The 22,145-nt window shown below is 61.3% G+C and carries 17 protein-coding genes; 13 read left to right on the top strand and 4 right to left on the bottom strand.

The window, feature by feature from the left end:
- Nucleotides 1-2: 2 nt before the first annotated feature.
- The 3 genes from DSCA_RS26845 to DSCA_RS26835 form a co-directional block, all read right to left on the bottom strand.
- Nucleotides 3-740: a lysophospholipid acyltransferase family protein gene (locus DSCA_RS26845; protein ID WP_155319367.1), complete on the bottom strand. Its 738-nt coding sequence runs from the start codon at nucleotides 738-740 to the stop codon at nucleotides 3-5.
- A 21-nt stretch (nucleotides 741-761) separates the two neighbouring features.
- The gene (locus tag DSCA_RS26840; protein WP_231716296.1) at nucleotides 762-1,136 is read right to left on the bottom strand and encodes a hypothetical protein; all 375 of its coding nucleotides are present in this window, start codon (nucleotides 1,134-1,136) and stop codon (nucleotides 762-764) included.
- A 116-nt stretch (nucleotides 1,137-1,252) separates the two neighbouring features.
- Nucleotides 1,253-1,726, bottom strand: a complete 474-nt coding sequence (locus tag DSCA_RS26835) for a thioesterase family protein (protein WP_197904675.1) — start codon at nucleotides 1,724-1,726, stop codon at nucleotides 1,253-1,255.
- A gap of 364 nt (nucleotides 1,727-2,090) precedes the next feature.
- Here DSCA_RS26835 and DSCA_RS26830 point away from each other — a divergent pair, with 364 nt between their 5' ends.
- The 3 genes from DSCA_RS26830 to DSCA_RS26820 are packed head-to-tail and all read left to right on the top strand — an operon-like array spanning nucleotide 2,091 to nucleotide 5,584.
- Nucleotides 2,091-3,629, top strand: coding sequence for an ATP-binding protein (locus DSCA_RS26830; protein ID WP_231716295.1), 1,539 nt, complete (start codon nucleotides 2,091-2,093; stop codon nucleotides 3,627-3,629).
- Between the two features lie 14 nt (nucleotides 3,630-3,643).
- Nucleotides 3,644-4,990, top strand: coding sequence for a sigma-54-dependent transcriptional regulator (locus tag DSCA_RS26825; RefSeq protein ID WP_155319365.1), 1,347 nt, complete (start codon nucleotides 3,644-3,646; stop codon nucleotides 4,988-4,990).
- A 48-nt stretch (nucleotides 4,991-5,038) separates the two neighbouring features.
- The gene (locus DSCA_RS26820; RefSeq protein ID WP_167527970.1) at nucleotides 5,039-5,584 is read left to right on the top strand and encodes a zinc metallopeptidase; all 546 of its coding nucleotides are present in this window, start codon (nucleotides 5,039-5,041) and stop codon (nucleotides 5,582-5,584) included.
- Nucleotides 5,585-5,615: 31 nt separating this feature from the next.
- Here DSCA_RS26820 and DSCA_RS26815 read toward each other — a convergent pair whose 3' ends face one another.
- Complete coding sequence (locus DSCA_RS26815) at nucleotides 5,616-6,560, bottom strand: glycine cleavage system protein H (protein WP_155319363.1); 945 nt, start codon at nucleotides 6,558-6,560, stop codon at nucleotides 5,616-5,618.
- Nucleotides 6,561-6,941: 381 nt separating this feature from the next.
- Between DSCA_RS26815 and DSCA_RS26810 the strand changes: the two genes are divergently transcribed.
- The 10 genes from DSCA_RS26810 to DSCA_RS26765 all read left to right on the top strand — a co-directional run bounded on the left by DSCA_RS26810 (nucleotide 6,942) and on the right by DSCA_RS26765 (nucleotide 22,125).
- A complete protein-coding gene (locus DSCA_RS26810) occupies nucleotides 6,942-7,439 on the top strand; it encodes an MFS transporter permease (RefSeq protein ID WP_155319362.1) in 498 nt (165 codons plus the stop codon).
- Between the two features lie 359 nt (nucleotides 7,440-7,798).
- Nucleotides 7,799-8,266: a response regulator transcription factor gene (locus tag DSCA_RS26805; RefSeq protein WP_167527969.1), complete on the top strand. Its 468-nt coding sequence runs from the start codon at nucleotides 7,799-7,801 to the stop codon at nucleotides 8,264-8,266.
- Between the two features lie 194 nt (nucleotides 8,267-8,460).
- The gene (locus tag DSCA_RS26800) at nucleotides 8,461-11,868 is read left to right on the top strand and encodes an FAD-dependent oxidoreductase (RefSeq protein WP_155319360.1); all 3,408 of its coding nucleotides are present in this window, start codon (nucleotides 8,461-8,463) and stop codon (nucleotides 11,866-11,868) included.
- Nucleotides 11,869-11,990: 122 nt separating this feature from the next.
- A complete protein-coding gene (locus tag DSCA_RS26795) occupies nucleotides 11,991-12,413 on the top strand; it encodes a hydrogenase iron-sulfur subunit (RefSeq protein WP_155319359.1) in 423 nt (140 codons plus the stop codon).
- A gap of 12 nt (nucleotides 12,414-12,425) precedes the next feature.
- Nucleotides 12,426-13,574: a Coenzyme F420 hydrogenase/dehydrogenase, beta subunit C-terminal domain gene (locus tag DSCA_RS26790; RefSeq protein ID WP_155319358.1), complete on the top strand. Its 1,149-nt coding sequence runs from the start codon at nucleotides 12,426-12,428 to the stop codon at nucleotides 13,572-13,574.
- Nucleotides 13,575-13,634: 60 nt separating this feature from the next.
- Nucleotides 13,635-17,045 (top strand): response regulator, encoded by a 3,411-nt coding sequence (locus tag DSCA_RS26785; RefSeq protein ID WP_155319357.1) that lies wholly within the window; start codon nucleotides 13,635-13,637, stop codon nucleotides 17,043-17,045.
- A 49-nt stretch (nucleotides 17,046-17,094) separates the two neighbouring features.
- Nucleotides 17,095-17,694: a 4Fe-4S dicluster domain-containing protein gene (locus DSCA_RS26780; protein WP_155319356.1), complete on the top strand. Its 600-nt coding sequence runs from the start codon at nucleotides 17,095-17,097 to the stop codon at nucleotides 17,692-17,694.
- Entirely contained in the window at nucleotides 17,691-18,560 is an 870-nt protein-coding gene (locus DSCA_RS26775) for a CoB--CoM heterodisulfide reductase iron-sulfur subunit B family protein (RefSeq protein ID WP_155319355.1), read from the top strand. The genes DSCA_RS26780 and DSCA_RS26775 overlap by 4 nt, the downstream gene beginning before the upstream one ends.
- Before the next feature lie 99 nt (nucleotides 18,561-18,659).
- Entirely contained in the window at nucleotides 18,660-20,990 is a 2,331-nt protein-coding gene (locus DSCA_RS26770; RefSeq protein ID WP_155319354.1) for a PAS domain S-box protein, read from the top strand.
- Nucleotides 20,983-22,125: a sensor histidine kinase gene (locus DSCA_RS26765; protein ID WP_155319353.1), complete on the top strand. Its 1,143-nt coding sequence runs from the start codon at nucleotides 20,983-20,985 to the stop codon at nucleotides 22,123-22,125. Before DSCA_RS26770 ends, DSCA_RS26765 begins: the two co-directional genes overlap by 8 nt.
- The last annotated feature ends 20 nt before the right edge of the window (nucleotides 22,126-22,145 follow it).

Here is a 22,145-nt window from a genome sequence, read left to right as displayed (position 1 = left end):
TTTCAAGACCCCCGACCGCCGTTTTCGAAGTTTTCCGTAAGAATGGTGCAGATCCGGTCCAGCAGTTCATCCTTGGTCTTGCGGGTATATCCGGACGTCTCCACCGGGTCCAGGATCTCCATGGTCACCGGGGCCGATCGGATCATCTTTCGGCCTTTGGGAACGATATTGCGGGTGCCCTTGATGACGATGGGCACGATGGGGACCCCCGAATCGACCGAGAGAACGAATCCGCCCTTCTTAAACGGCAGGATCCGGCCGTCCCGGCTGCGGGTGCCTTCGGGAAAAATCAGCACACTGGTACCGTTGCGGATGGTGCGGGCCGCCTGCTTCAGGCTGGCGAACGCCGATTTGCGATTGGACCGATCGATGCTGATATACCCCACCCCCCGCATGGCCCGGCCGAAAAGGGGGATCTTGAACAATTCGGCCTTGGCCAACCAGCGGAACTGAACCGGCAGCCGCCCCAGGAGCAGAGGGATGTCGGCATTGCTCTGGTGGTTGGGCATATAGATGTAGGACCGGCCGGGATCGAGTTTTTCGGCACCGGTAACGGTGACCCTGACCCGGCTCACCCACAGGATGGAATTGGCCCAGAACCGGGCGAGCAGATGGGGACCGTTGCCCGTCCGGCTGAAAAAAGAGTAAATAATGACCACGGTCCCGACAGCCGCTGTCGCCAGAAGCGTCCACAGGACGATGATTACCGTGTGCAGGGCATGTACAATTGTTTTCAGCATTGCCGGCCGCGTCCCATACGGTCAGGTGATGATTTCCAGTTTCTCAAAAATAGCATCCACGGTCCGCACGAGCCAGTCCCGTTGACGCTGGTCGGCATAGTGGATGCAGTCGCAGCGCACCCGGCTGCGGGTCCGGACCAGCAGTTCACCGGCCAGGCGGTCCGGCCCCAGTTCCAGGGCCATGAAAAAAGGCGCACAATCCGTATGGGCCTTCTGTACGTCGGACAGCACGGCCTCGTCCACGGGGACCCAGTACAGGCCCCCCAGGTCGGATTCGCCGAAGGATTCATCCAGGTAACCCTTGATTTTCTCGTAATCCTGGGGGCGGATTTCGTCGATCACATATTGTTTCATGTTCGTTTCTACCGGCCGGGGGTTGACCTTTACTTCGAGCAACTATCCATTTTCACCGTGTGATCGTCACTAGCATAAAACGGTCCGAATCTCAATATATATGTTCAAACCGGGCCTCGGACAACAACCGGTGGGGGTTTTGAAAGATAAACGTTAATTTAACCCACCATGTACGTGCCGGTGCCCACGGCCACCAGAAGATCCGCCGTGTTGTGCATTTCCATGCGCACCACGGCCACCTTGCGGCCGGACCGCATGATCCGCCCGCCGGCCGTAAACCCGTCCCCCCTGCCGGGCCGCAGGTAATCCACCCGCAGATCGATGGTCCCGACCCGGGCAAACATCTGCCGGACTTTTTCTTCCGGCAGGCCGGCGGCCCGCTCGACGAGGCTGGCCGATGCCGTAAGGCCGCCGACGGCATCCAGTACGGCGGAAATGACCCCGCCGTGCAGGATGCGGTGGAACACGTTGCCGATGAGATCCTCGCGCATGGAAAACGCCATGGTTGCGCCGTCTGCATCCACGGAGGTGACGGAAATGCCCAGCACCCGGTTGAAAGGCAGACGATCCGCGTAAAGTTCGCGCAGAAGAGTATAGAATCCCCGGGCCGCTCGCTTTTCAGCATCCATCATGCATCCCTCGTTGTTGGCAGTTGACATGGCGCGACTATAACAGATCCCGCGAACAAAAAAAAACCGTCATAAAATGTCGTTGGAGGCCGCCGAAAGGCTGAAGTACGGTGCCGGCAGGCGGCGTTTACTTGACATTTTTCCGCAGGCGAAATAAATTTGGCATATGCCAACAAATTCTGAGCAGGGTTATCTTTCTGCATCGAAAAGGGTGTGCGCCTGCACCCTGACCCGGGCGGCCGCATCGCTTCCTGAAACCCTGAACGATTGACGACCCGCCGCCGTTTCTCAACGGAATCGAACCGCCCGGCTGCCCTTCTGATTCGGAACCACGCGACCCTTTTCCGTTGGCCCGGGGACGATGACGATGAACCCACTGCCTACCGGGAGAATTCCACTTAAACTGGCTATCGTCGGCGGGGGGCGGGCCTGCCGATTTTTTCTCGAACTGGTCGGACTGGGGGACCTGCCCTACCTGCAGATCGAAATCATCGGCGTCTGCGACATCGACCCCCGGGCCGAAGGGTTCCGCATGGCCCGGAAGCTGGGGATTTACACCACAACCGATTTCAAGGATCTCTTCAAGCTCGAGGAACTGGACGGCATCATCGAGCTGACCAACAACCGGGACGTCCTTGTTGAACTCGTTCAGCTGCGCCCTCCCCGTGTCGGTATTGTCGAGCACAATATCGGCCGCCTGCTCAGAAACCTGTTTACGGTGGACCAGAAACTCAGATCTGCCGAACAGCGGATCGTCTTTGAAAAGGCGGTCCGCGACTTTCTGATTCAGCAGAACCAGCAGTGCATCGTGGTCATCAATACCGATTTTACCATCGAAGCGGTCAACGACGCCTATTTGAAAACCGTCGGCAAAACACACGATGAGGTGATCGGCGCCCACTGCTATCGGCTCATTCACGGACTGGATGCGCCCTGCGACACCTTGCGCAACGGGATGGTCTGCCCGATGCTGGAGACCTTGCGGACCGGCCGGTCGGCCAAGGGGATTCATTCGATGGCCACGGCGGAAAAAGCGTCGGCGTTCCATGACATCGTGACCTATCCGGTGCGAAACGAAAAAGGCCAGACGATTCGGGTCATCGAAATCTGGATGGATCTCGAGCGCAAAATTTCCTCCCGCTGGGAAAAACGGGAGCGGGAACTGAAATCGGATCTGAACAAGCTCATCCAGGAGGACCGTTTGATCTCGCTGGGCAAGCTGGTGGCCAGCTGCGTACATGAAATCAACAACCCCATCCAGGGACTGCTGACCTTCGGCCACCTCATGAAGGAAATGCTGGCCACGGACCACTTGACGGGCGCGGAGATTGCCGAAATGCGGGAATTCTCGGGAATCATGACCGACGAACTGGAACGCTGCGGCAAGATCATCAGCGGTCTGCTCTCCTTTTCCCGGGAAACGCGCCAGGCCTTCAGGGACATCGATCTCAATGAGGTCATCACAAGTGTGGTGGACCTGACCCGCCACCGGATCGAGCTTCAGGATTTATACTTCCGGCTGGCGCTGACGCCGGAGCCGCTTTTCGTTCATGGCGACACGAACCGGCTGCAGCAATGCTTTCTCAATCTGGTGTTCAACGCCATCGAGGCCATGGGGCCCGGCGGCCGGCTGGAGATCGTTTCCACCGCCATGGCCGGGAGCCGGACCGCCCAGGTTGAAATCCGGGATACCGGCCACGGGATCCCCCAAAAACACCTCGACCACATCTACGATCCCTTTTTCACCACCAAAGCCATGGGGGAGGGGACCGGCATGGGCCTGTCCATCGTATACGGCGTTGTCAAAAACCATCAAGGGGAGATCGAGGTTCACAGTGAAGCCGGAAAAGGCACGGCGTTTATCATCCAGTTGCCGCTGGCCGCCTCGACAACCGAGCATGCCTGAACCCGGAGGGGCGTATGCATATCATGATCGTGGACGACGAAAGAATTATCAGGGAGTCCTTTTTCCACTGGTTTCAAAAAAGCGGGCATAAAGTGGCCACGGCCGCCTCCGGAAAAGAGGCCCTGGAAAAACTCGCAGACACTCCTTACGACCTGCTTTTCGTGGACATCAAAATGCCCGGCATGGACGGCATCGAGCTGCTGGCGGCCGTCAAGGAAACCTACCCGGAGACCATGGTCATTATCATCACCGCCTACGGATCCATCGAATCGGCCGTCCAGGCCATGAAAATCGGTGCCACCGACTACCTGCTGAAGCCCTTCAAACCGGATCAATTGTCCCTGGTGATGGAAAAGGTGATCCAGCAGCAGAAAAGGACCTCCGAATACAACTACCTCAAGGGGCGCCTGGAGAAGATCACGCGGTTTGACAATATCATCGGACAGTCGGCGGCCATGACCCGAATTTTTGAAATGATCGCCGAGGTGGCCGGCAGCGATGCTTCCGTGCTTCTGGCGGGGGAGACCGGTACGGGCAAGGAACTGGTCGCCAAGGCGATTCATGCCAAAAGCCCGCGCGCCAATCTTCCCTTTATTGCCATCAACTGCGGGGCCATGCCGGACACCCTTCTGGAAAGTGAACTCTTCGGACACCAGAAAGGCGCCTACACCGGCGCCGTCCATGAACGCAAGGGATTTTTCGAGGTGGTCGGCGGGGGAACGCTGTTTCTGGATGAAGTCGGTGAGATCAGCCCGAAAATGCAGGTGGACCTGCTGCGGGTGCTGGAAGAGAAGAAGATCACCCGCGTGGGCAGCCGTCAGCCGGTGCCGGTCGATTTCAGGCTGGTTACGGCAACCAGCCGGGACCTGGAAGCACAGATCGATAAAGGCCGTTTCCGGGAGGATTTTTACTACCGCATCCATGTCATCCAGATGGACATCCCGCCCCTGCGTGAGCGCCGGGAGGACATCCGGCTGCTGGCGGAACACTTCTTGAAAAAATTCTGCCACGAAACCACCAAACGGGTGGACCGCATTTCGGCCGATGCGCACAGGCTACTCGAGGCCTATGGCTGGCCGGGCAATGTCCGCGAATTGGAAAACGCCATCGAACGGGCGGTGGTGCTGTCCAGATCACGGATCCTGGGGGCATTGGATTTCGAATTTCTTCGGCCGCCCCGGGCGGCCGCCCCCCCGGGCCCGTCCCTGCGTGCGATGGAAAAAAGTCACATCTGCAGGATATTGGACCAGCATGGATGGAATGTCACCCGGGCGGCCAAGGACCTGGAAATCAACCGTGTCACCCTGCATAAAAAAATCAAGCGATACCGGTTGGAACCCGGTGGCCCCGACAATCGGTAACCCATGAAGGCGCTCCCCCGCCCGCCCCGGCCCCGACCGGTTGTGGCCGTGATCCCGTTCGAGGAGGCGTCGACCACCGCGGCCAAGGTGATCGCCGCCCATGTGTCCGGGTATCTGGACCTGCCGGCGGACATCCTTCCTCCCGTGGACATCCCCTTTGCCGCCCTGGATGAAACGCGCCTGCAGTACAACGCGGCCACCCTCATTGGAGCCATCGAGGCCATGCCCCTGGCGGACTATTTCAGGGCCATCGCCCTTTTGGATGTGGATCTGTTCATCCCCCTGTTCACGCACGTTTTCGGGGAAGCCCGCCAGAACGGACGGGTGGCCCTGGTTTCGCTTTTTCGCCTGCAGGCCCACATGGACGGCTCTTCACCCTCGGCCGACCGGATCCTGGAACGGGTGGCAAAGATCGCCCTGCATGAAGCGGGGCACCTGCTGAACCTGCTGCACTGCGACGATGAACGGTGCCTCATGCATTTTTGCGGCGATGTGGACCGGCTCGATCAAACGCCGCTCAACTTCTGTCGACACTGCCGGACCGCACTGCGCCGGGCACGCCGGGGATATGAGACCGCGAACGCAGGACCCTGATTCCAACCGGACAATGAGCGATGGTCAGGCCTCACCCTTTCCGCGTGGTATGCAGGAACCGGCTGGCCAGGGCATCCCAGGACAGATCGGCAATCGTGCCGAAAATGTCCCGGACCACCGATCCGCCGGTGGCCGCCAGGCCCTCGTAGGGCGGCCCCATCAGACCGAGCAGCTTTCGATTCTCCTGGTCCATCCACTGGAGGCTCTCCTTGCCGAAGTACAACCGTTTCAGGTTGCGCTTGGGGACCTCCGGCTCCACGATGAACAGCCACCCGCTGCCGTAGGGATCCTGGTTGACGATTTGCGGGTGCTCCCGGGCCGGATGGTTCACCGCCAGCACGGTGCCGGTGACCGGAGACAGCACCGCCGCCCGGTGGTCGTCCCGGCCGAACGCCCACCCGACCCGGTCCTGCTGCACCCCTGCACCCAAGGGGGGCAGATCGATGCTGCTCAGGCCGCCGAACACACAGGCCGCGAAATCGTCCAGACCGATCCGGACACGGCCCCCATGCTCGAAACGGGCCCAGCTGTGGCCCATGTGGTAGTAATACGCGTCTGCAACTTTGAATCCGGCCACCTCTTTGCACACCGGCGTGCCCCGGTCGGCCGCCAGATCCGCCTCATCGAGCATCTGATCGAAGGCGCAATGATAGCATTCGTAATTGTGGGGGCAGATTTTGGGGGCGTCGATCCGACCGGTCAATGCGTGCCGGCAGGGCCGGTTGGCACCGTCGTAGCGTTCGACGAGGTGGGCCACCCATTTGGGGGCAACCGTCTGGCTGTCGACCAGGGGGTCGATCTTCATGGCCTGGCGAATGGCCTTGTTGAACGTGCATGTGCCGCAGTCAAACGCATTGTCGCAAATGCGATAGTTGATGACACCGGCCTTCATCCAGATGCAGCGGTCTTCGAGGATATCGAAGCAAACCACCCGTTTCTTCGGGGAGACCGGCTTTCTCTTTTTTGTGGCGTTCATGGCGATGCCCTCCTGTGTTAAATGTCTGCCAACAGGTAGGAGCAAGGTTCCTGCCAGGGTGCCGCCTGCACCGATCGGAGAGGTTTACCCATAGATATTATTGACAATCGAACCATAACCGCCGCCACTGGAATGACGGCCGGCCATGGGGCGCATCCCCGGAATGCGTAATCCGGCTACTATCCACCGGCCGCCCCCCGCCCGAAATGCCATTTTTTCATTAATATTCAAAAGGTTGAGGACGTGTAGCCTTTTTCATCACCGACCGTCGCCAGTGTAGCCAGAATAAACGACGACACGTGCCGGCAGCGCCTTGAAAAGGCTTAAGGATTGAGATAGGGTTGACGGGACAATGTCAAATTCCGATAAACCGGCAGGAAAATGAAAAACAGCGATCCGCCAACAGCCGAGGCGCGTCTGCCCGAAGTGGTCATCCCCAAAGAAAACGCCGTTTTCTGGATGGACGACCGGGGGCGCTGGTGCAACCGCCACGGCCGTTTCACGCACAAGCGCATCATCGACCATTTTAACCGCGCCATCCGGCGGGACAAGGATGGTTACTACCTCACCCAGACACGCGGTGATGTCCGCGAAAAGGTCTACTTCAATTATGTGGACACGCCGCTTTTTGTCAGCCGGGTGATCACCCGGCACCCGATCGAGCTGGTTCTCAACACCGGCGAAACCATGAACCTGGATCCGGCCGGACTGTTCGTGGACGCCGACCAGCTTTACCTCCGCCGCGGCGATGAGCGCATCAGATTCGGCGAGCGCTCCCTGATGGCCATGGCCCCCTATCTGGAGGAAGGCGCGGACGGGTTTTACCTGTGCATCGGCGATCGCCGGTGGCCAATTCCGGCCCATGCCCCCTGCCCGTAATGCAACAATCGTTGCGCAACATATTGCAACATAATCAAAATCATATATCTTTCCTGATGGTTAAGATTTTTTAGATTGAAGAAAGGCTGCCCTGACTGATGCAGGTTTTGTTGCAAAAAATGCAACATTGGCGGAAAGGGATCATCTTACGCTCCTCAAAAAGCTCAATTTTCAATTAAAATCAAGCAATTGAAAACACTACCACCCAATGGCACATTCTGTGCTTTTTAATAAACCATTCCATCGTCAGGATTTGACCTGACTGCATGCGGCCGGGACCGGCAGGGCCGCGAAATGGAAACGTCCTTCGGTGCGCCTTACCCATGGACCGCCGCAGGAATCATTCACGGGCGATCCTCTTGAATCTCAGCAGCACGGAGGTATCGGTGGTGGCACCGGACAGGTCAGCAAAAACAATCCTCGTGGTGGAAGACGAACCGGACATGAGCATCTTTTTGTCCAACCTGCTTTCCGCCAACGGCTTTTGCCCGATATGCGCGGCAACGCTTGCCGACGGGCTCAAAAAAGCGGTGGATGCCTGCCCCGATCTGGTCATCATCAACGCCATGCTGCCCGGTGAGGCGGGAATCCGCCTCTACCAGAACCTTCGGACCAGCAGCCGCCTGTGCCATATTCCGGTGGTGATGCTCTCCACGCTGGACAGCAGCACCTTTTACCGCTGCCCCGGTGCCAAGCGGTCGCCTGCCGGCCGTCATATTCCGGAACCCGAAGCCTATCTTCAGAAACCACCGGAGGCCGATGAACTGCTGGCCGTCGTCAACCGGCTGTGCACAACCTGTTCGACGAGCTTGGGCGATGAATCCTGAAAATTGGTGTGTTTATATCTGAAAACGAAGAACGAACAGCAAACAAGAGTCGGTTTGTACCTTGTTTGAGATTTGGATTTTGTAATTTGGAATTTATTGGGAAATTGGAACTTTTAATTGGTGATTTATAGATCGGGTGCATGCAATTTGTTTTCTCCGGTTTATCCGGATTGGGGGATTGGGGGACTATACGAATGACCATCAAGATCGGATTCTACATCTGTCACTGCGGCATCAACATCGCCCATAAGGTCCGGGTGACCGAGGTGGCCGACTTCGCCCGCGGCCTGAAAAACGTCGTCGTCTCCCGCGATTACAGGTTCATGTGTTCCGACCCCGGCCAGGAGATGATCGAAAACGACATCCGGACCTTCGGCCTCAACCGGGTGGTGGTAGCCTCCTGTTCGCCCCGGCTCCACGAAAAAACCTTCCAGGGCGCCTGCCAGCGGGCCGGCCTGAACCCCTACCTGTTTCAGATGGCCTCGGTGCGCGAACAGGTATCCTGGGTCACCAAAGATGAAGACGAGGCCACCCGCAAGGCCAAGACGCTGGCCGCCGGGGCAGTCAACCGCGTGAACTTTCACCAGATGCTGGAATCTCGGTCCGTCAGCGTCCACCCCGACGTCATGGTGGTCGGCGGCGGCATCGCCGGTATGCAGGCGGCCCTGGACATCGGCAACGCCGGTCACACGGTCTACCTGGTGGAACGCCAGACCACCGTGGGCGGCCACATGCTGCAGTTCGACAAAACCTTTCCCACCCTGGACTGCGCGGCCTGCATCGGCACCCCCAAAATGGTGGAAGTGGCCCAGAATGCCAATATCCAGCTGTTGACCTACAGCGAGGTCACCGATGTGTCCGGCTACATCGGCAACTACGAGGTGACCGTGACCCGCAAACCGCGCTACATCAAGGAAGGAATTTGTACCGGCTGCGGCGAGTGCGCCAAGGTATGCCCGGTGTCCCTGCCCAGCGAGTGGGACGAGGGCCTGGTCGACCGCAAAGCCATCTACCGGGCGTTTCCCCAGGCCGTGCCCATCACGTTTACCATCGACAAAAAAGACCGCGCCCCCTGCACCACCACCTGCCCTGCCGGGGTCAATGTCCAGGGCTATGTGCAGCTCATCGGCCAGGGCAAGTACCGGGAGGCCGTGGAACTGATCATGAAACGGCTGCCCCTTCCCGGGGTGCTGGGACGGGTGTGCCCGCATCCCTGCGAAGCCCAGTGCCGGCGCCGGGAGGTGGACGCGCCGCTGGCCATCCGCGACCTTAAACGCTTTGCCGCCGACCAGGTCGACCCCGGGGACCTGGCGATCCCGGCCATCGAGGACCGGCCCGAACGGGTGGCCGTGGTCGGCTCCGGCCCCGCCGGGCTGACCGTGGCCTACGACCTTCGCCTGCAAGGCTTCCGGGTCACCCTTTTCGAGGCCCTGCCCGTTCTCGGCGGCATGCTTCGGGTGGGCATTCCCGACTACCGCCTGCCCCCGGACATCCTGGACCGTGAAATCGATTACCTGCTGCGCCACGGCATCGAGGCCCGCACCGGCATGCGCCTGGGCAGGGATTTCGAGCTGGCCGACCTGACGGACCAGGGCTACGGGGCCGTTTTTCTGGCCGTTGGCGCCCACAGCGCCATGACGATGAACATTCCCGGCGAGGACACGCCGGTCGGCGTGATCGACGCCATTGCCTTCCTGCGGGAGGTCAACCAGGGCGAGCGGCAACGGCCGGGCAGGCAGGTGGCCGTGGTCGGCGGCGGCAACGTGGCCATCGATGCGGCCCGCACGGCCAAACGGCTGGGGGCCGTCAAGGTCACCGTGGTCTACCGGCGCTCCGAGCAGGAAATGCCGGCCTATGCCGAAGAGATCCGGGGCGCCAGGGACGAGGGTATCGAATTCGCCACTCTCTCGGCCCCGTTACGGATCCTGGCCGCCGATGGCCGGGTGGTGGGATTCGAATGCATGCGCACCCGACTGGGTCCCCCGGACGACACCGGCCGCCGCCGGCCGGTCCCCGTCGAGGGGTCCGAGTTCGTCATCGACTGCGATGCGGTGATCCCGGCCATCGGTCAGCGCACCGACGTGGCCTGGGTGCAAAAAGCAACCGCCCCGGACCTGACCGCCCGCCATACCATCGCCGTGAACCCCCTGACCATGCAGACATCCATCGACCACGTGTTCGCCGCCGGCGACGCCGTGGCTGGACCGGCTACGGTGGTCGAGGCGGTGGCTGCCGGGCACCGCGCGGCGGACGCCATGGTGCAGTTTCTCCAGGGCGCGGATCTGGGCGATTGGGCCCGCCAGATAGAAGACCAGCCCGCCCCGGGCGGCGATTGGGCCGCCATCCCCGATGACATCGAACCGCTGCCGCGGGTGCAACCCGCCCATCACGCCGATGCGGCCCGGGCGTCCACCTTCGATGAAGTGGAAACCGGCATGGACGAGGCGGCCGCCCGCCAGGAAGCCGCCCGCTGCCTGAACTGCGGCGTCTGCAGCGAGTGCATGGCCTGCGTGTCGGTGTGCGAGGCCAACGCCATCGACCACACCATGACGGCCACCCGGGAAACCATCCAGGTGGGCAGCATTATCCTGGCGACGGGATACGACCTGCTGGATCCCACCCCCATGAAACCCCTGGGCTACGACCGTTATCCCAACGTCTTCACCAGCCTGGAATTCGAACGCCTGAGCAATGCCACCGGCCCCACCGGGGGGCAGATCCTCATGCGCGACGCGGCCGGTGGCTTCACCGACCCACCCCAGAGCGTGGCCCTGGTTCACTGCGTGGGCAGCCGCGACGTCAATTACCACCCCTACTGCTCCCGGGTCTGCTGCATGTACGCCCTCAAATACAGCCACCTGATCAAGGAAAAGGTGGGCCACCACGCACAGGTCTACGATTTCTATATCGACCAGCGCTGTTTCGGCAAAGGCTACGAGGAGTTCTACCGCCGCTGCCAGGAGGAGGGCACGGTGTTTATCCGGGGCAAGGTGGCAGAAATCACGGACCAGGCCGAATCCGAGGCGGAGGCCGGCCGTCTGGTAGCTGTGGCCGAAGACACCCTGCTCGGCGAACGGGTGCGGGTGCCCGTGGACATGGTGGTGCTGTGCAGCGCAATGGAAGCCCGCGCCGACACCGCCGACGTGGGGCGGATCTTCGGGGTCAATCCGGGTGCCGACGGGTTCTTTCTGGAAGAGCATCCCAAGCTGGGCCCACTGAACACGGCCACGGACGGCGTTTTTCTGGCCGGCGCCTGCCAGGGTCCCAAGGACATTCCCGACGCCGTGGCCCAGGCCTCCGGGGCGGCGGCCAAGTCCCTCTCCCTGGCCACCCGGGGGGAGGTGGAAGTGCCCTCGGCCATCAGCTGGATCGACCCGGAAGTCTGCTCCGGCTGCCGGACCTGTATCGATCTGTGCGCCTACGGCGCCATCGAGTTCGACCCGCGTCGCCAGGTCAGCGTGGTCAACGGCGCACTGTGCAAGGGATGCGGCAGCTGCAGCACCGCCTGTCCGTCCAACGCCGCCCAGGTCCGGCATTTCCAGGGCAGGCAGATTTTCGCCGAGTTGGACGGGATCATGGATGCCCTCTCAGCCGTGGGCTGAGAGCGTTTCAAGCAGTAGGTGTTAAGTTTTAAGTGAAGGTATGCTGTCGATTTAGAAAGGACCCGATCCTTAACTTAACACTTGAAACGTAACACTTAACACTGTCCTTATATGGAGATCTTATGGATAACTTCGAACCCGCAATCATCGCCTTTGTCTGCAACTGGTGCACCTACACGGCCGCCGACCTGGCCGGCACCTCCCGGCTCTCCTACCCCAAAAATGTCCGGCTGATCCGTGTCATGTGCACGGGGATGGTGGACCCCCAGTACGTCATCAAGGCGTTTCTGGAGGGAGCGGACGGGGTGTTGATCAGCGGGTGCCACCCCGGCGACTGCCACTATATCAACGGCAACTACAAGGCCCGGCGCCGGGTCAAGCTGCTCAAGGAAATTCTGCCCCGCTTCGGCATCGACAGCCGGCGTCTGCGGCTGACCTGGATCGGCGCCAGCGACGGCATCGAGTTTGCCCATGTCATGGGCGATCTGGTGGCCCGGACCCGTGAGCTGGGACCAATGCTGCCCGACCTGAAGATGGTAATCTAACCGGAGAGAGATATGACACAGGCAATCACCATTGACATCGACAACCAAGACTGGCTTTCAGGCATTCGATCCTTTCTGGCCACGGTCATGGAAAAAGCGGGAATCGAGGCCATGCTGGTCCCCACCCGCCTGGCAGTGAAGAACCGGATCATGCCCACACTGGTATCGGATCCGGCACGACTGGCGGAAGCCGATCCGCTGTCGCCGGCCTTTCCGGTCAACGGGGCCCAGCAGCTGGCCAAGCTGACCCGACTGCCGGCAGGCAGCCGGATGGCGGCCGTCCTGCGGCCCTGTGAAATCCGTGCCTTCAATGAACTGGTCAAGCTCAATCAGGGAAAACGGGACGACGTGGTCATCATCGGCGTCGATTGTCCGGGCGCCCTGTCCAACAGCGATTTCAGGGCCTTTGCAGACCGGCACGACACGGCCGATGCCGCCACCGGGGCATTTTGCGCCGCGGCATTCTCCGGCGAGCCGGGCGATGCGGCCGTCTCCTTCACCGCCGCCTGCCGGGCCTGCAACCATCCGATCCCCGACGGTGCAGACATCGTCGTGGAACTGTTTGGCGCCGATCCGGCCGGCGGCCTGACCGTACGGTCCCGCACGCCATCGGGAGAATCCGTGCTCACCGGCCTGGACCTCCCGCCGGCCAAAGCGGCGCCGCCACAACGCAAGGCAGTCATCAGCAGTACCTTGAAACAACGCAAGCAAAGCAGGGATCAGATGTTTGCCGAGGTGGCGGCGGCCACCGGCAGCATCGAGGGGTTGAGCACGTACCTGGCCGACTGCGTCAACTGCTACAACTGCCGTGCGGCCTGCCCGGTCTGCTATTGCACCACCTGTGTCTTTACCACCGACACCTTCCGCCACGAGCCGTTTCAATACCTGCAGTGGGCCCGGCGCAAGGGCGGCGTCAAGATGCCCACGGACACCCTTTTTTTCCACCTGACCCGAATGGCCCATATGAGCACGGCCTGCGTGGGATGCGGGCAGTGCACCAATGCCTGTCCCAACGACATCCCCTTGTCCGACCTGTTCAGTTTTGTGGCCCACCACACACAGGACGCCTTCGGCTACGCAGCCGGCCTGGATCTGTCCCAGCAGCCGCCCATGAGCGGCTTTGAGGAGGATGAGTACACGGATGTGGTGGGGTTGGGTTAGTTGGTGGTTTCTGATGGATGGTTGATGGTTGGTGGTTTCCAGCAATAGGTTCGGGAGAAAATGATGGACAAAAAAATTGGCAAGGCTCTCGTTTTAGGCGCCGGCATCAGCGGCATCCGGGCGTCCATTGACCTGGCCCAGATGGGGTACCGGGTCACCCTGGCCGACCGGGCGCCGCACATGGGCGGCATTCTCAGCCAGCTGGACTACCAGTTCCCCACCGACCGCTGCGGCATGTGCCGGATGCTGCCCATGGTGGACCGGGATGCCGGCGTCCAGACCTGCCTGAGAAAAGGGCTCTTTCACGAAAACATCGAGATCCTGCTGGGCACCAGCCTGGGTGCGGTGGAGGGTGAACCGGGCCGGTTTGAGGTGTCCCTGAACCAGAGGCCCCGTCCCATCGATCCCGACCGCTGCATCGGCTGCGGCCTGTGCAGCGAGGCCTGCCCGGTGTCGGTCCCCGATGCCTTCAACGCCGGGCTCACCCGCCGCAAGGCGGTCTATCTGCCGGTCCCCCACAACATTCCCAATGCCTTCACCATCGACCCGGCGGCCTGCACCGGCTGCGGGGCCTGCGAGCCCGTCTGTCCCACCGGGGCCATCCGCCTGTCGGCCATGGGGCGCCGGGCATTTCGCATCCTGGTGGTGGACGACGAGTCCATCATCCGAAACTCTCTGGATGCCTGGCTGGGGGACGAAGAAGGCTACACCGTCGACATGGCGGCGTCGGGTCCCGATGCCCTGGCAAAACTGGCGGAGGCGTCCTACCATCTCATGCTGCTGGACATCAAGATGCCGGGCATGGACGGTGTGGAGGTGCTGGAAAAGGCAAGGGCCATCCGGCCGGCCCTTCAAACGCTGATGATGACCGCTTACGCCACCGTGGAAACCGCGGTCGATGCCATGAAAATCGGGGCCATGGACTACCTGATCAAGCCCTTCGAGCCCGACGACCTGATCCCCAAAATCGCGGCCGTGTATGCGGCCTTCGAGGAAAGCGCCTACCGCCGGCAGACGGTGGGGGCCATTGTCCTGGCCACCGGAACCACCTGTTTTGACCCGTCCGAGGGGAAAAACCCCATGGGATACGGGATCGTTCCCAACGTGGTCACCAGCCTGGAGTTCGAACGCATGCTCAGCGGCACCGGCCCCGACGGCGGACGCCTGCTGCGGCCATCGGACAAGCGACCGGTAAAGCGGGCCGCCTGGATCCAATGTGTGGGATCGCGAGATCTTCAGACCGGCGCCGATTTCTGCAGCACCATCTGCTGCATGTTCGCCCTGAAGGAGGCGGCGGTGGCCCGGACGGTGGCCGGCGATGATTTTGAGGCCACGATCATCTACATGGACATGCGCACCTTCGGTAAATCCTTCGAGCGCTACGGGCAGCAGACCCTGTCCCCGGCGGGTGTCCGCCTTGAACGCGGCCGGGTCCATTCCATCGCCCCGGCCCCCGGCAGCGACGATGTGGCCATCCGCTGGACCGCCCCGGCGGGCGAGATCCACGACAAGCGCTTCGATCTGGTCGTGCTTTCCGTCGGCCAGCGGGCCAACCCCCAGACGGCGGCCGTGGCCGACCTGCTGGACATCGAGGTCGACGGATTCGGCTTCGTCAAGACGGTCCCTTTCTCCGACACCCGTACCCGGCGGCCGGGAATCTATGCCGCCGGCACCCTCACGGGCCCCACCGATATCGCCGAGTCGGTGGTCCGGGCCTCTTCGGCCGCGGTCAACGCGTCGCGGACGATTCATCATGCGGGAGGGGGCCTGGCCGAAAAACCGACCACACCCGAGGTCTTCCGGGATGTATCCCGTGAGCGGCCCCGCATCCTGGCGGTGCTCTGCCGCTGCACCCCCGGCCCGGAAACGGAAAAAGCCCTTGAAACCCTGTCGGCACGCCTGAAGCAGGACCCTGCAGTTGCCCGGGTGGAGGTTTTGGACCGCCTCTGCACGGCCGACGGCGGGGACGCATTGACCCAGGCCGTAACGACCGATGTCAACCGGGTACTGGTCGTTGCCTGCCGCACGTGGGTCTACGGGAACCGCGTCCGCCGGCTGTCTGAATCCTTTTCCCTGTCTCCGGCCCTGATTGAATCGGTGGCCATGGACGACCGGCATGACCCGGCATCACCGGCCACGGCCACGACCGTCATGGCCGCTGTCGCCCGCCTGAAGCATGCATCGCCGGTGGGCGAAACCGGTATCGCTGTCGTCAACCGGGCCCTGGTCGTGGGTGGGGGTATCGCCGGGATGAGCGCCGCACTGGCCATGGCCGACCATGGGGTGGACGTCACCCTGGTGGAAGCCACCGGAAAACTGGGCGGCAATCTGGCCTGGCTCGATCAGACCATTGACGGAACTCCCGTTGCCCCCTTTCTGGCGGACACCACCGGTCAGATCGAAAAGCAGCCCCGGATCGAGGTGATGACCGACAGCCGGGTGGTCGGGGCCTTCGGTCAGGCCGGCCACTTTTTCTCTACCATCGAAACAATCGACGCCCCCGCGACCACCGTGGAGCACGGGGCCGTGATCCTGGCCACCGGCGGCGACGAAGCCCCCACCGATGAATACGGTTACGGCACCAGCCGGGCGGTGGTCACCCAACGGGAGCTGGAGACCCGTATCCATGACAACGGGCTGGACGCGGGCCCCCTGTCCGCCGTGGCCATGATCCAATGCGTGGGCTCCCGGGAGGAGCCCAGAAACTACTGCAGCCGCGTCTGCTGCCCCACCGCCCTGAAACAGGCCTTGTGGCTGAAGAAGCAGAAACCCGACCTCCAGGTTTACATCCTCTACCGGGACATGATGACCTGCGGACTGGCCGAAGCCTGGTACACCCGGGCCCGGGAGCAAGGGGTTGTGTTCTTTCAGTACCATCCGGACCGCAAACCGGAGGTCAGCGTTACCGGCAACGAGAATGCACCGGTGTCGGTGCGACTCCACGACCCCATACTGGACGCCCCGGTGGAAATTGCCGCCGATCTGCTGGTGCTGGCCACCGGCATACTGCCCCATGTGCCCGAAACACTGGCCCAGGCCTATGGTGTCGAACGGGACCGCGATGGATTTTTTCAGGAGGCCGATTCCAAGTGGCGGCCGGTGGAGGCGCTGAAAACCGGGGTTTTCGGCTGTGGCATCGCCCTCTCGCCACGGTCGATTCCCGAGACCGTGGCCACGGCCGAAGCGGCCGCCGGCCGCGCCCTGGCCATCCTTGCCAGCGAACGCCTGCCGGCCGCACGGACAACGGCCATCGTGCGCCACAGCCTCTGCACCCTGTGCCTGCGCTGCATCGATACGTGTCCCTACGGGGCCCGCTTTCTGGATGACACCGGTGGACGGGTCGAGGTCAACCCGGCCATGTGCCAGGGGTGCGGCGACTGTGCGACCGTGTGTCCCAACGGTGCATCCATCGTGGAGGGATTTTCCCACCGCAGTCTGTTCGGGGCCATCGACGGCGCCATGGCCATGTGAAGAAACCCGCTGAAAGGCTAACATGCAATTTAAATACAGGTAATTATCAATGAGTCCACCACCCGTTAACGCACTGACGACAACCGATGACCAATGGGCCGCCCTGAACGAAATCCGCGACATGGTCAGCGCCTGCATCCAGTGCGGCACCTGCACCGCCTCGTGCCCCAACGCCGAGCAGATGGACCTGACACCCAGAAAAATGTGGCGGCTGGTCATCATGGGACGCCTTTCCGACGTCATGGCGAGCCGCACGTTCATCCTCTGTTCGGACTGTTACACCTGCACCCTGCGCTGTCCCCGCGGGCTTCCCCTGACGGCCGCCATGGAGGCGCTCAAAGGTATCGCCTTCGCCCGGCAGGAAGCGCGCCATCGCAGCAGCCGCCTGTTTTACGAGAAGTTCATGCAGACGGTTCGGCGGCATGGCCGCCTGCGGGAAATGGCATTCATGACCCGCTACTTCACGGCCATGAAGAGCCCGCTGGCACCTTTTCGCTTTGCGCCGCTGGGCCTGAAACTGATGGGCAAGGGCAAAGTGGAAATGGGTCGGGACAGGTCGGCCGGAACGCCCCTGGATGCCCTGTTCGAAAAGGTGGCGGCCCTGGAGAGCACGCCGGAAAAAACCCTTGGGAAGGAGGGCCACGGATGAACTATTTGTACTATCCGGGATGCAGCCTCACCGCCTCGGCCCGTGAATATGATCTGGCCACACGGGCAGCCCTGGCCGCAGCCGGCGTCGACCTGACGGAAATCAAAGACTGGACCTGCTGCGGCGCCAGTGCGGCGGCCCCCATCAGCGAACTGCTTTCCCTGTCGCTCAGTGCCCGGAATCTGGCGCTGGCAGAGCAGATGGCCGCCGACGGCCAGGTACTGGTGCCCTGCAGTGCCTGCTACCTGAACCTGAAAAAGGCCCACGACACGCTGAACAACGATGCCGGATCCCGGGCAAGGATCAACGACGCCCTGGCAGCCGTGGATCTGACGGTTGCTGGCAGTGTCCGGGTCCGCCACCTGCTGGACGTGCTGGCCACGGACCTGGGCGCCGGGCGCCTGGCACCGCTGGTGCACCGGTCCCTGTCGGGCCTGACGGTGGCGGCCTACTACGGCTGTCAGTGCCTGCGGCCCTACCGGGAATTCGATGACCCGGAACGGCCGGTTTCCATGACGCCCCTGATCGAGGCGACCGGCGCCGCCGTTCACCCCTGGGAGATGGGCGCCCGCTGCTGCGGGGCCTCCCTGGTGAGCACCCAGCCGGCAGCGGGACTCGAGCGCGTCTGCGCCATACTGAAAGCGGCCCGGGGCGCGGATCTCATCGTCACCGTATGCCCCATGTGCCAGATGAATCTGGACGGCTGGCAGTCCAGGGCATCGCGCATGGCCGGGGAGGACCTTTCCGTCACGGTGCTCTACCTGCCGCAGCTGCTGGGGCTGGCGATGGGAATAAGCCCGCGGGAATTGGGGATGGACCTGAACCTGGCTGTGATGAAGGAGGTCCGGGAAAAACTGCAGATGTAAATGACCGATGCCAATTGGCGGCATCCGGCCGATTGAAAGAAAAAACCCAATCCTCCATTTTTCATTGGGTTGTGTCATTCGACATTCCCGAAAGGCACCATGATCCGCCTGATCGACAAGCTGCGCAACAGCCTGGCATCCAAACTCATCCTGACGGTGGGAATCGTTTTGCTGTTCACCATCGCCACCTGGGCGTTTTTCAATATCCGTCATCAAAAAGAGAAGATGATGAAAAACATGGTGGCCGGCACCGACCGGCTCACCACGACGATCCGTCTGGGGACCCACTACGCGATGATGCTCAACGCCCGGGACGAAATCAACCAGATCATCAACAACATCAGCCGTCAGCCGGAAATTGAAAAGATCCGCATCTATAATAAACTGGGCGAGATCAAATATTCCAACAATCCCGAGGAAGTCGAACAGACGACCAACATCAAGGCCGAAGCCTGTGACATCTGCCACCGGAGCGACCCGCCCGTATCGTCGGTACCGCTGGAAGAAAGAACCCGCATCTTTCCGTCGGAAAAAGGCCATCGGCTGATCGGCATCATCAGCCCCATCTGCAATGAACCGGGCTGCAGCACCGGCGACTGCCATGTGCATCCCGAAGGGAAAAAAATCCTGGGGGCACTGGATGTGGTCATCTCCCTGGAAAAAACAGACCACGAAATTTTGCTGGAGGAACGGGGGATCATCGGCCTGGCCGTCTTCGTTTTTCTGATCACCGCGGCGATCATCTTTGTATTCGTGCTGCGCTTCGTCAACCAGCCCATCAAACGCCTCATCGACGGCACCCGCCTCATCGCCAGGGGAGACTACACCAGTAAAGTGCAGGTTAAAAAAGCGGACGAACTGGGCCAGCTGGCGACGGCCATCAACCAGATGAGTGATGACATCGCATCCAGCCAGAAGGAGTTGAACAAACAGCGCGATGAGTATCAGAACCTGTTCGAACGCGTACCCTGCCTGATCACCGTCCAGGACCGCAACTACCGCCTGCTGCGCTTCAACCGCGAATTCCATCGGCGGTTTGCTCCCGAACCCGGCGATTACTGTTACCATGCCTACAAGGGGAGGACGGAAAAATGCATCTCCTGTCCGGTGGAAAAGACCTTTGCCGACGGTCTCTCCCACCAGGCCGAAGAAAGCGGCCTGGACAAGGACGGTTCGGCCAAGCATTGGCTCGTCCGGACCTCCCCCATTAAAAACGTCGCCGGTCAGGTGGTGGCCGCCATGGAGATCAGCCTGGACATCTCCCACCGCCGACAGCTGGAAGTGGATCTGCAAAAATCCGAAAAAAAGTACCATGCCATCTTCAGCAATATCCCCAATCCGGTGTTCGTGCTGGATGTCAAGACCCTGCAGATCATGGACTGCAACAAGAGTGTCACGGCCGTCTACGGTTATTCGGTGGAAGAGATTGTCGGCCAGTCGTTCATGACCCTGTTTCATCGTGACGAACAGGACCACTATGCCTTCAAGGTCGTCACCTGCTCGGTGATCAACCAGGCCCGCCACCTGAACCGGGACGGCAAGAGCCTGTTCGTCAACATCCGCATTTCACCATCGGAATACTCCGGGCAGAAGGTGCTTCTGGTGACCACCAGCGACATCACCAAGCGTCTGGAGACGGAGCAGCAGCTCATCCAGGCCAGCAAAATGGCCACGCTGGGCGAGATGGCCACCGGCGTGGCCCACGAACTCAACCAGCCCCTTTCCGTCATCAAGACCGTGAGCAGCTTCTTCATGAAAAAACTCGCCGCTTCGGAAGCCATTGCACTGGATGTCCTGTCGACCATGCTGGGCAAGGTGGACAGCAACGTGGACCGCGCCGCCAGGATCATCAACCACATGCGCCAGTTTGCCAGGAAGTCCGATATGGAAACCGTCAGGGTCCAGCTCAATGACGTGCTCAGAAGCGCCTTTGAAATTTTCAGCCAGCAGCTCAAGGTGCGCGGCATCCGGGTGATATGGGAAATCCGCGAACCGCTGCCGCGCATCAATGCCGACCCCAGCCGCCTGGAACAGGTGTTCATCAACCTGCTGCTCAATGCCCGCGATGCCATCGAGTCCAGGTGGGGAGACCACCCCGCCGGCGGTGCCGACAATGAAAAGGCCATCCGCCTGCTGACGGACACCGAAAACGGGTGGGTGGTCTGCCGGGTCTGCGACACGGGCACGGGTATCGCGGACAACATGGTGGAAAAAATCTTCGAACCGTTTTTCACCACCAAGGAAGTGGGCAAGGGCACGGGGCTGGGGCTTTCCATCAGCTATGGCATTGTCAAGGAATACGGTGGCATCATCGAAGCGGTGCCCAATGCCCCCCGGGGCACCTGTTTCGTTCTTCGATTTCCGTGCAGCGATGAATCGGTCGCCGCACCCGGGCCCATGAAACGCGAGGCAGGGGTCTCCCATGGATGACACCAACGAAAAAATCATCCTGATCGTCGACGACGAACCGGACATCCGGGACGTCCTGGCCATCTCCCTGCAGGACATGGGCTACCGGACCGTGGAGGCCGGAGATGCCGCAGAGGCCTTCGCGGTTTTTCAGAAGGAGGACCCGCGGATCGTGGTCACCGACATCAAAATGCCGGGGGGAGACGGCATCGAACTGCTTCGAAAGATCAAGCACGAAAACCCGGAAACCGAAGTCATTATGATCACCGGACACGGCGATATGAACCTGGCCATTCGGAGCCTGAAATACAATGCCACCGATTTTATCACCAAGCCCATCAATGTGGACGCCCTGGAGATTGCCATGCGCCGGGCCCGGGAAAAGATCACCATGCGCCGGCGCCTTCAGGATTATACCCGAAGCCTGGAGCAGCTGGTGCGTGAGAAGACCGAACTCCAGGACCACCTGTCCTCTCTGGGCCTGATGATCGGATCCATCTCCCACGGCATGAAGGGGCTGCTGACAAGCCTGGACGGGGGGCTCTACCTGATTTCATCGGGGTTGGCCCAAAAAGACCTGAAACGGGCCGAAGAAGGATGCATGGCCGCCGGGGAGACCGCCAAGCGCATCCGCAAGATGGTGCTGGACATCCTCTATTACGCAAAAGAACGTCAACTGAAGCGGGCACCGGTTCCGGCCGCCGACATTGCCGATGAACTGGTCCGGGCGATCCGCCCCCGCGTGGACGGGACCGGCATCCGGCTGGCATGCCGGTTCGACAGGTCCGCCGGCACCATGGATGTGGACGCCGGTTACCTGCATGCGGCCCTGGTCAACATCCTGGAAAACGCCGTAGATGCCTGCCTGAAAGACCACCGCTCGCCAACCCACCGGATAGAGTTTTCCATGGTTGATCAGGGGGACGAAATCGTCTTTACCATCGCCGATGACGGGATGGGCATGGACAGCGATACCCGCGACCGCATATTCAGCCTGTTTTACTCGACCAAGGGAAGAAACGGAACCGGGCTGGGACTGTTCATCGCCAATCAGATCGTCGGCCAGCACGGGGGCGCCATCACGGTGGACAGCAATCCGGGCCAGGGTGCCGCATTCAGGGTCAGTATCCCCAAAAAAGAGCAGTCTGGGCGATAGGGGCCAATCGGATTGGCCCA

The organism is Desulfosarcina alkanivorans, assembly GCF_009688945.1.
Classification (GTDB): Bacteria; Desulfobacterota; Desulfobacteria; order Desulfobacterales; family Desulfosarcinaceae; genus Desulfosarcina; species Desulfosarcina alkanivorans.
The sequence above is the reverse complement of the archived record's forward strand: the minus strand, read 5'-3'. Positions and strand labels throughout refer to the sequence as shown.

Bases quoted from the DNA above. Each gene is read 5' to 3' on its own strand.
- DSCA_RS26845 (WP_155319367.1), bottom strand. From the start codon at position 740: ATGCTGAAAACAATTGTACATGCCCTGCACACGGTAATCATCGTCCTG.
- DSCA_RS26835 (WP_197904675.1), bottom strand. From the start codon at position 1,726: ATGATGGATGCTGAAAAGCGAGCGGCCCGGGGATTCTATACTCTTCTG.
- DSCA_RS26830 (WP_231716295.1), top strand. From the start codon at position 2,091: ATGAACCCACTGCCTACCGGGAGAATTCCACTTAAACTGGCTATCGTC.
- DSCA_RS26825 (WP_155319365.1), top strand. From the start codon at position 3,644: ATGCATATCATGATCGTGGACGACGAAAGAATTATCAGGGAGTCCTTT.
- DSCA_RS26815 (WP_155319363.1), bottom strand. From the start codon at position 6,560: ATGAACGCCACAAAAAAGAGAAAGCCGGTCTCCCCGAAGAAACGGGTG.
- DSCA_RS26810 (WP_155319362.1), top strand. From the start codon at position 6,942: ATGAAAAACAGCGATCCGCCAACAGCCGAGGCGCGTCTGCCCGAAGTG.
- DSCA_RS26800 (WP_155319360.1), top strand. From the start codon at position 8,461: ATGACCATCAAGATCGGATTCTACATCTGTCACTGCGGCATCAACATC.
- DSCA_RS26795 (WP_155319359.1), top strand. From the start codon at position 11,991: ATGGATAACTTCGAACCCGCAATCATCGCCTTTGTCTGCAACTGGTGC.
- DSCA_RS26790 (WP_155319358.1), top strand. From the start codon at position 12,426: ATGACACAGGCAATCACCATTGACATCGACAACCAAGACTGGCTTTCA.
- DSCA_RS26785 (WP_155319357.1), top strand. From the start codon at position 13,635: ATGATGGACAAAAAAATTGGCAAGGCTCTCGTTTTAGGCGCCGGCATC.
- DSCA_RS26780 (WP_155319356.1), top strand. From the start codon at position 17,095: ATGAGTCCACCACCCGTTAACGCACTGACGACAACCGATGACCAATGG.
- DSCA_RS26775 (WP_155319355.1), top strand. From the start codon at position 17,691: ATGAACTATTTGTACTATCCGGGATGCAGCCTCACCGCCTCGGCCCGT.
- DSCA_RS26770 (WP_155319354.1), top strand. From the start codon at position 18,660: ATGATCCGCCTGATCGACAAGCTGCGCAACAGCCTGGCATCCAAACTC.
- DSCA_RS26765 (WP_155319353.1), top strand. From the start codon at position 20,983: ATGGATGACACCAACGAAAAAATCATCCTGATCGTCGACGACGAACCG.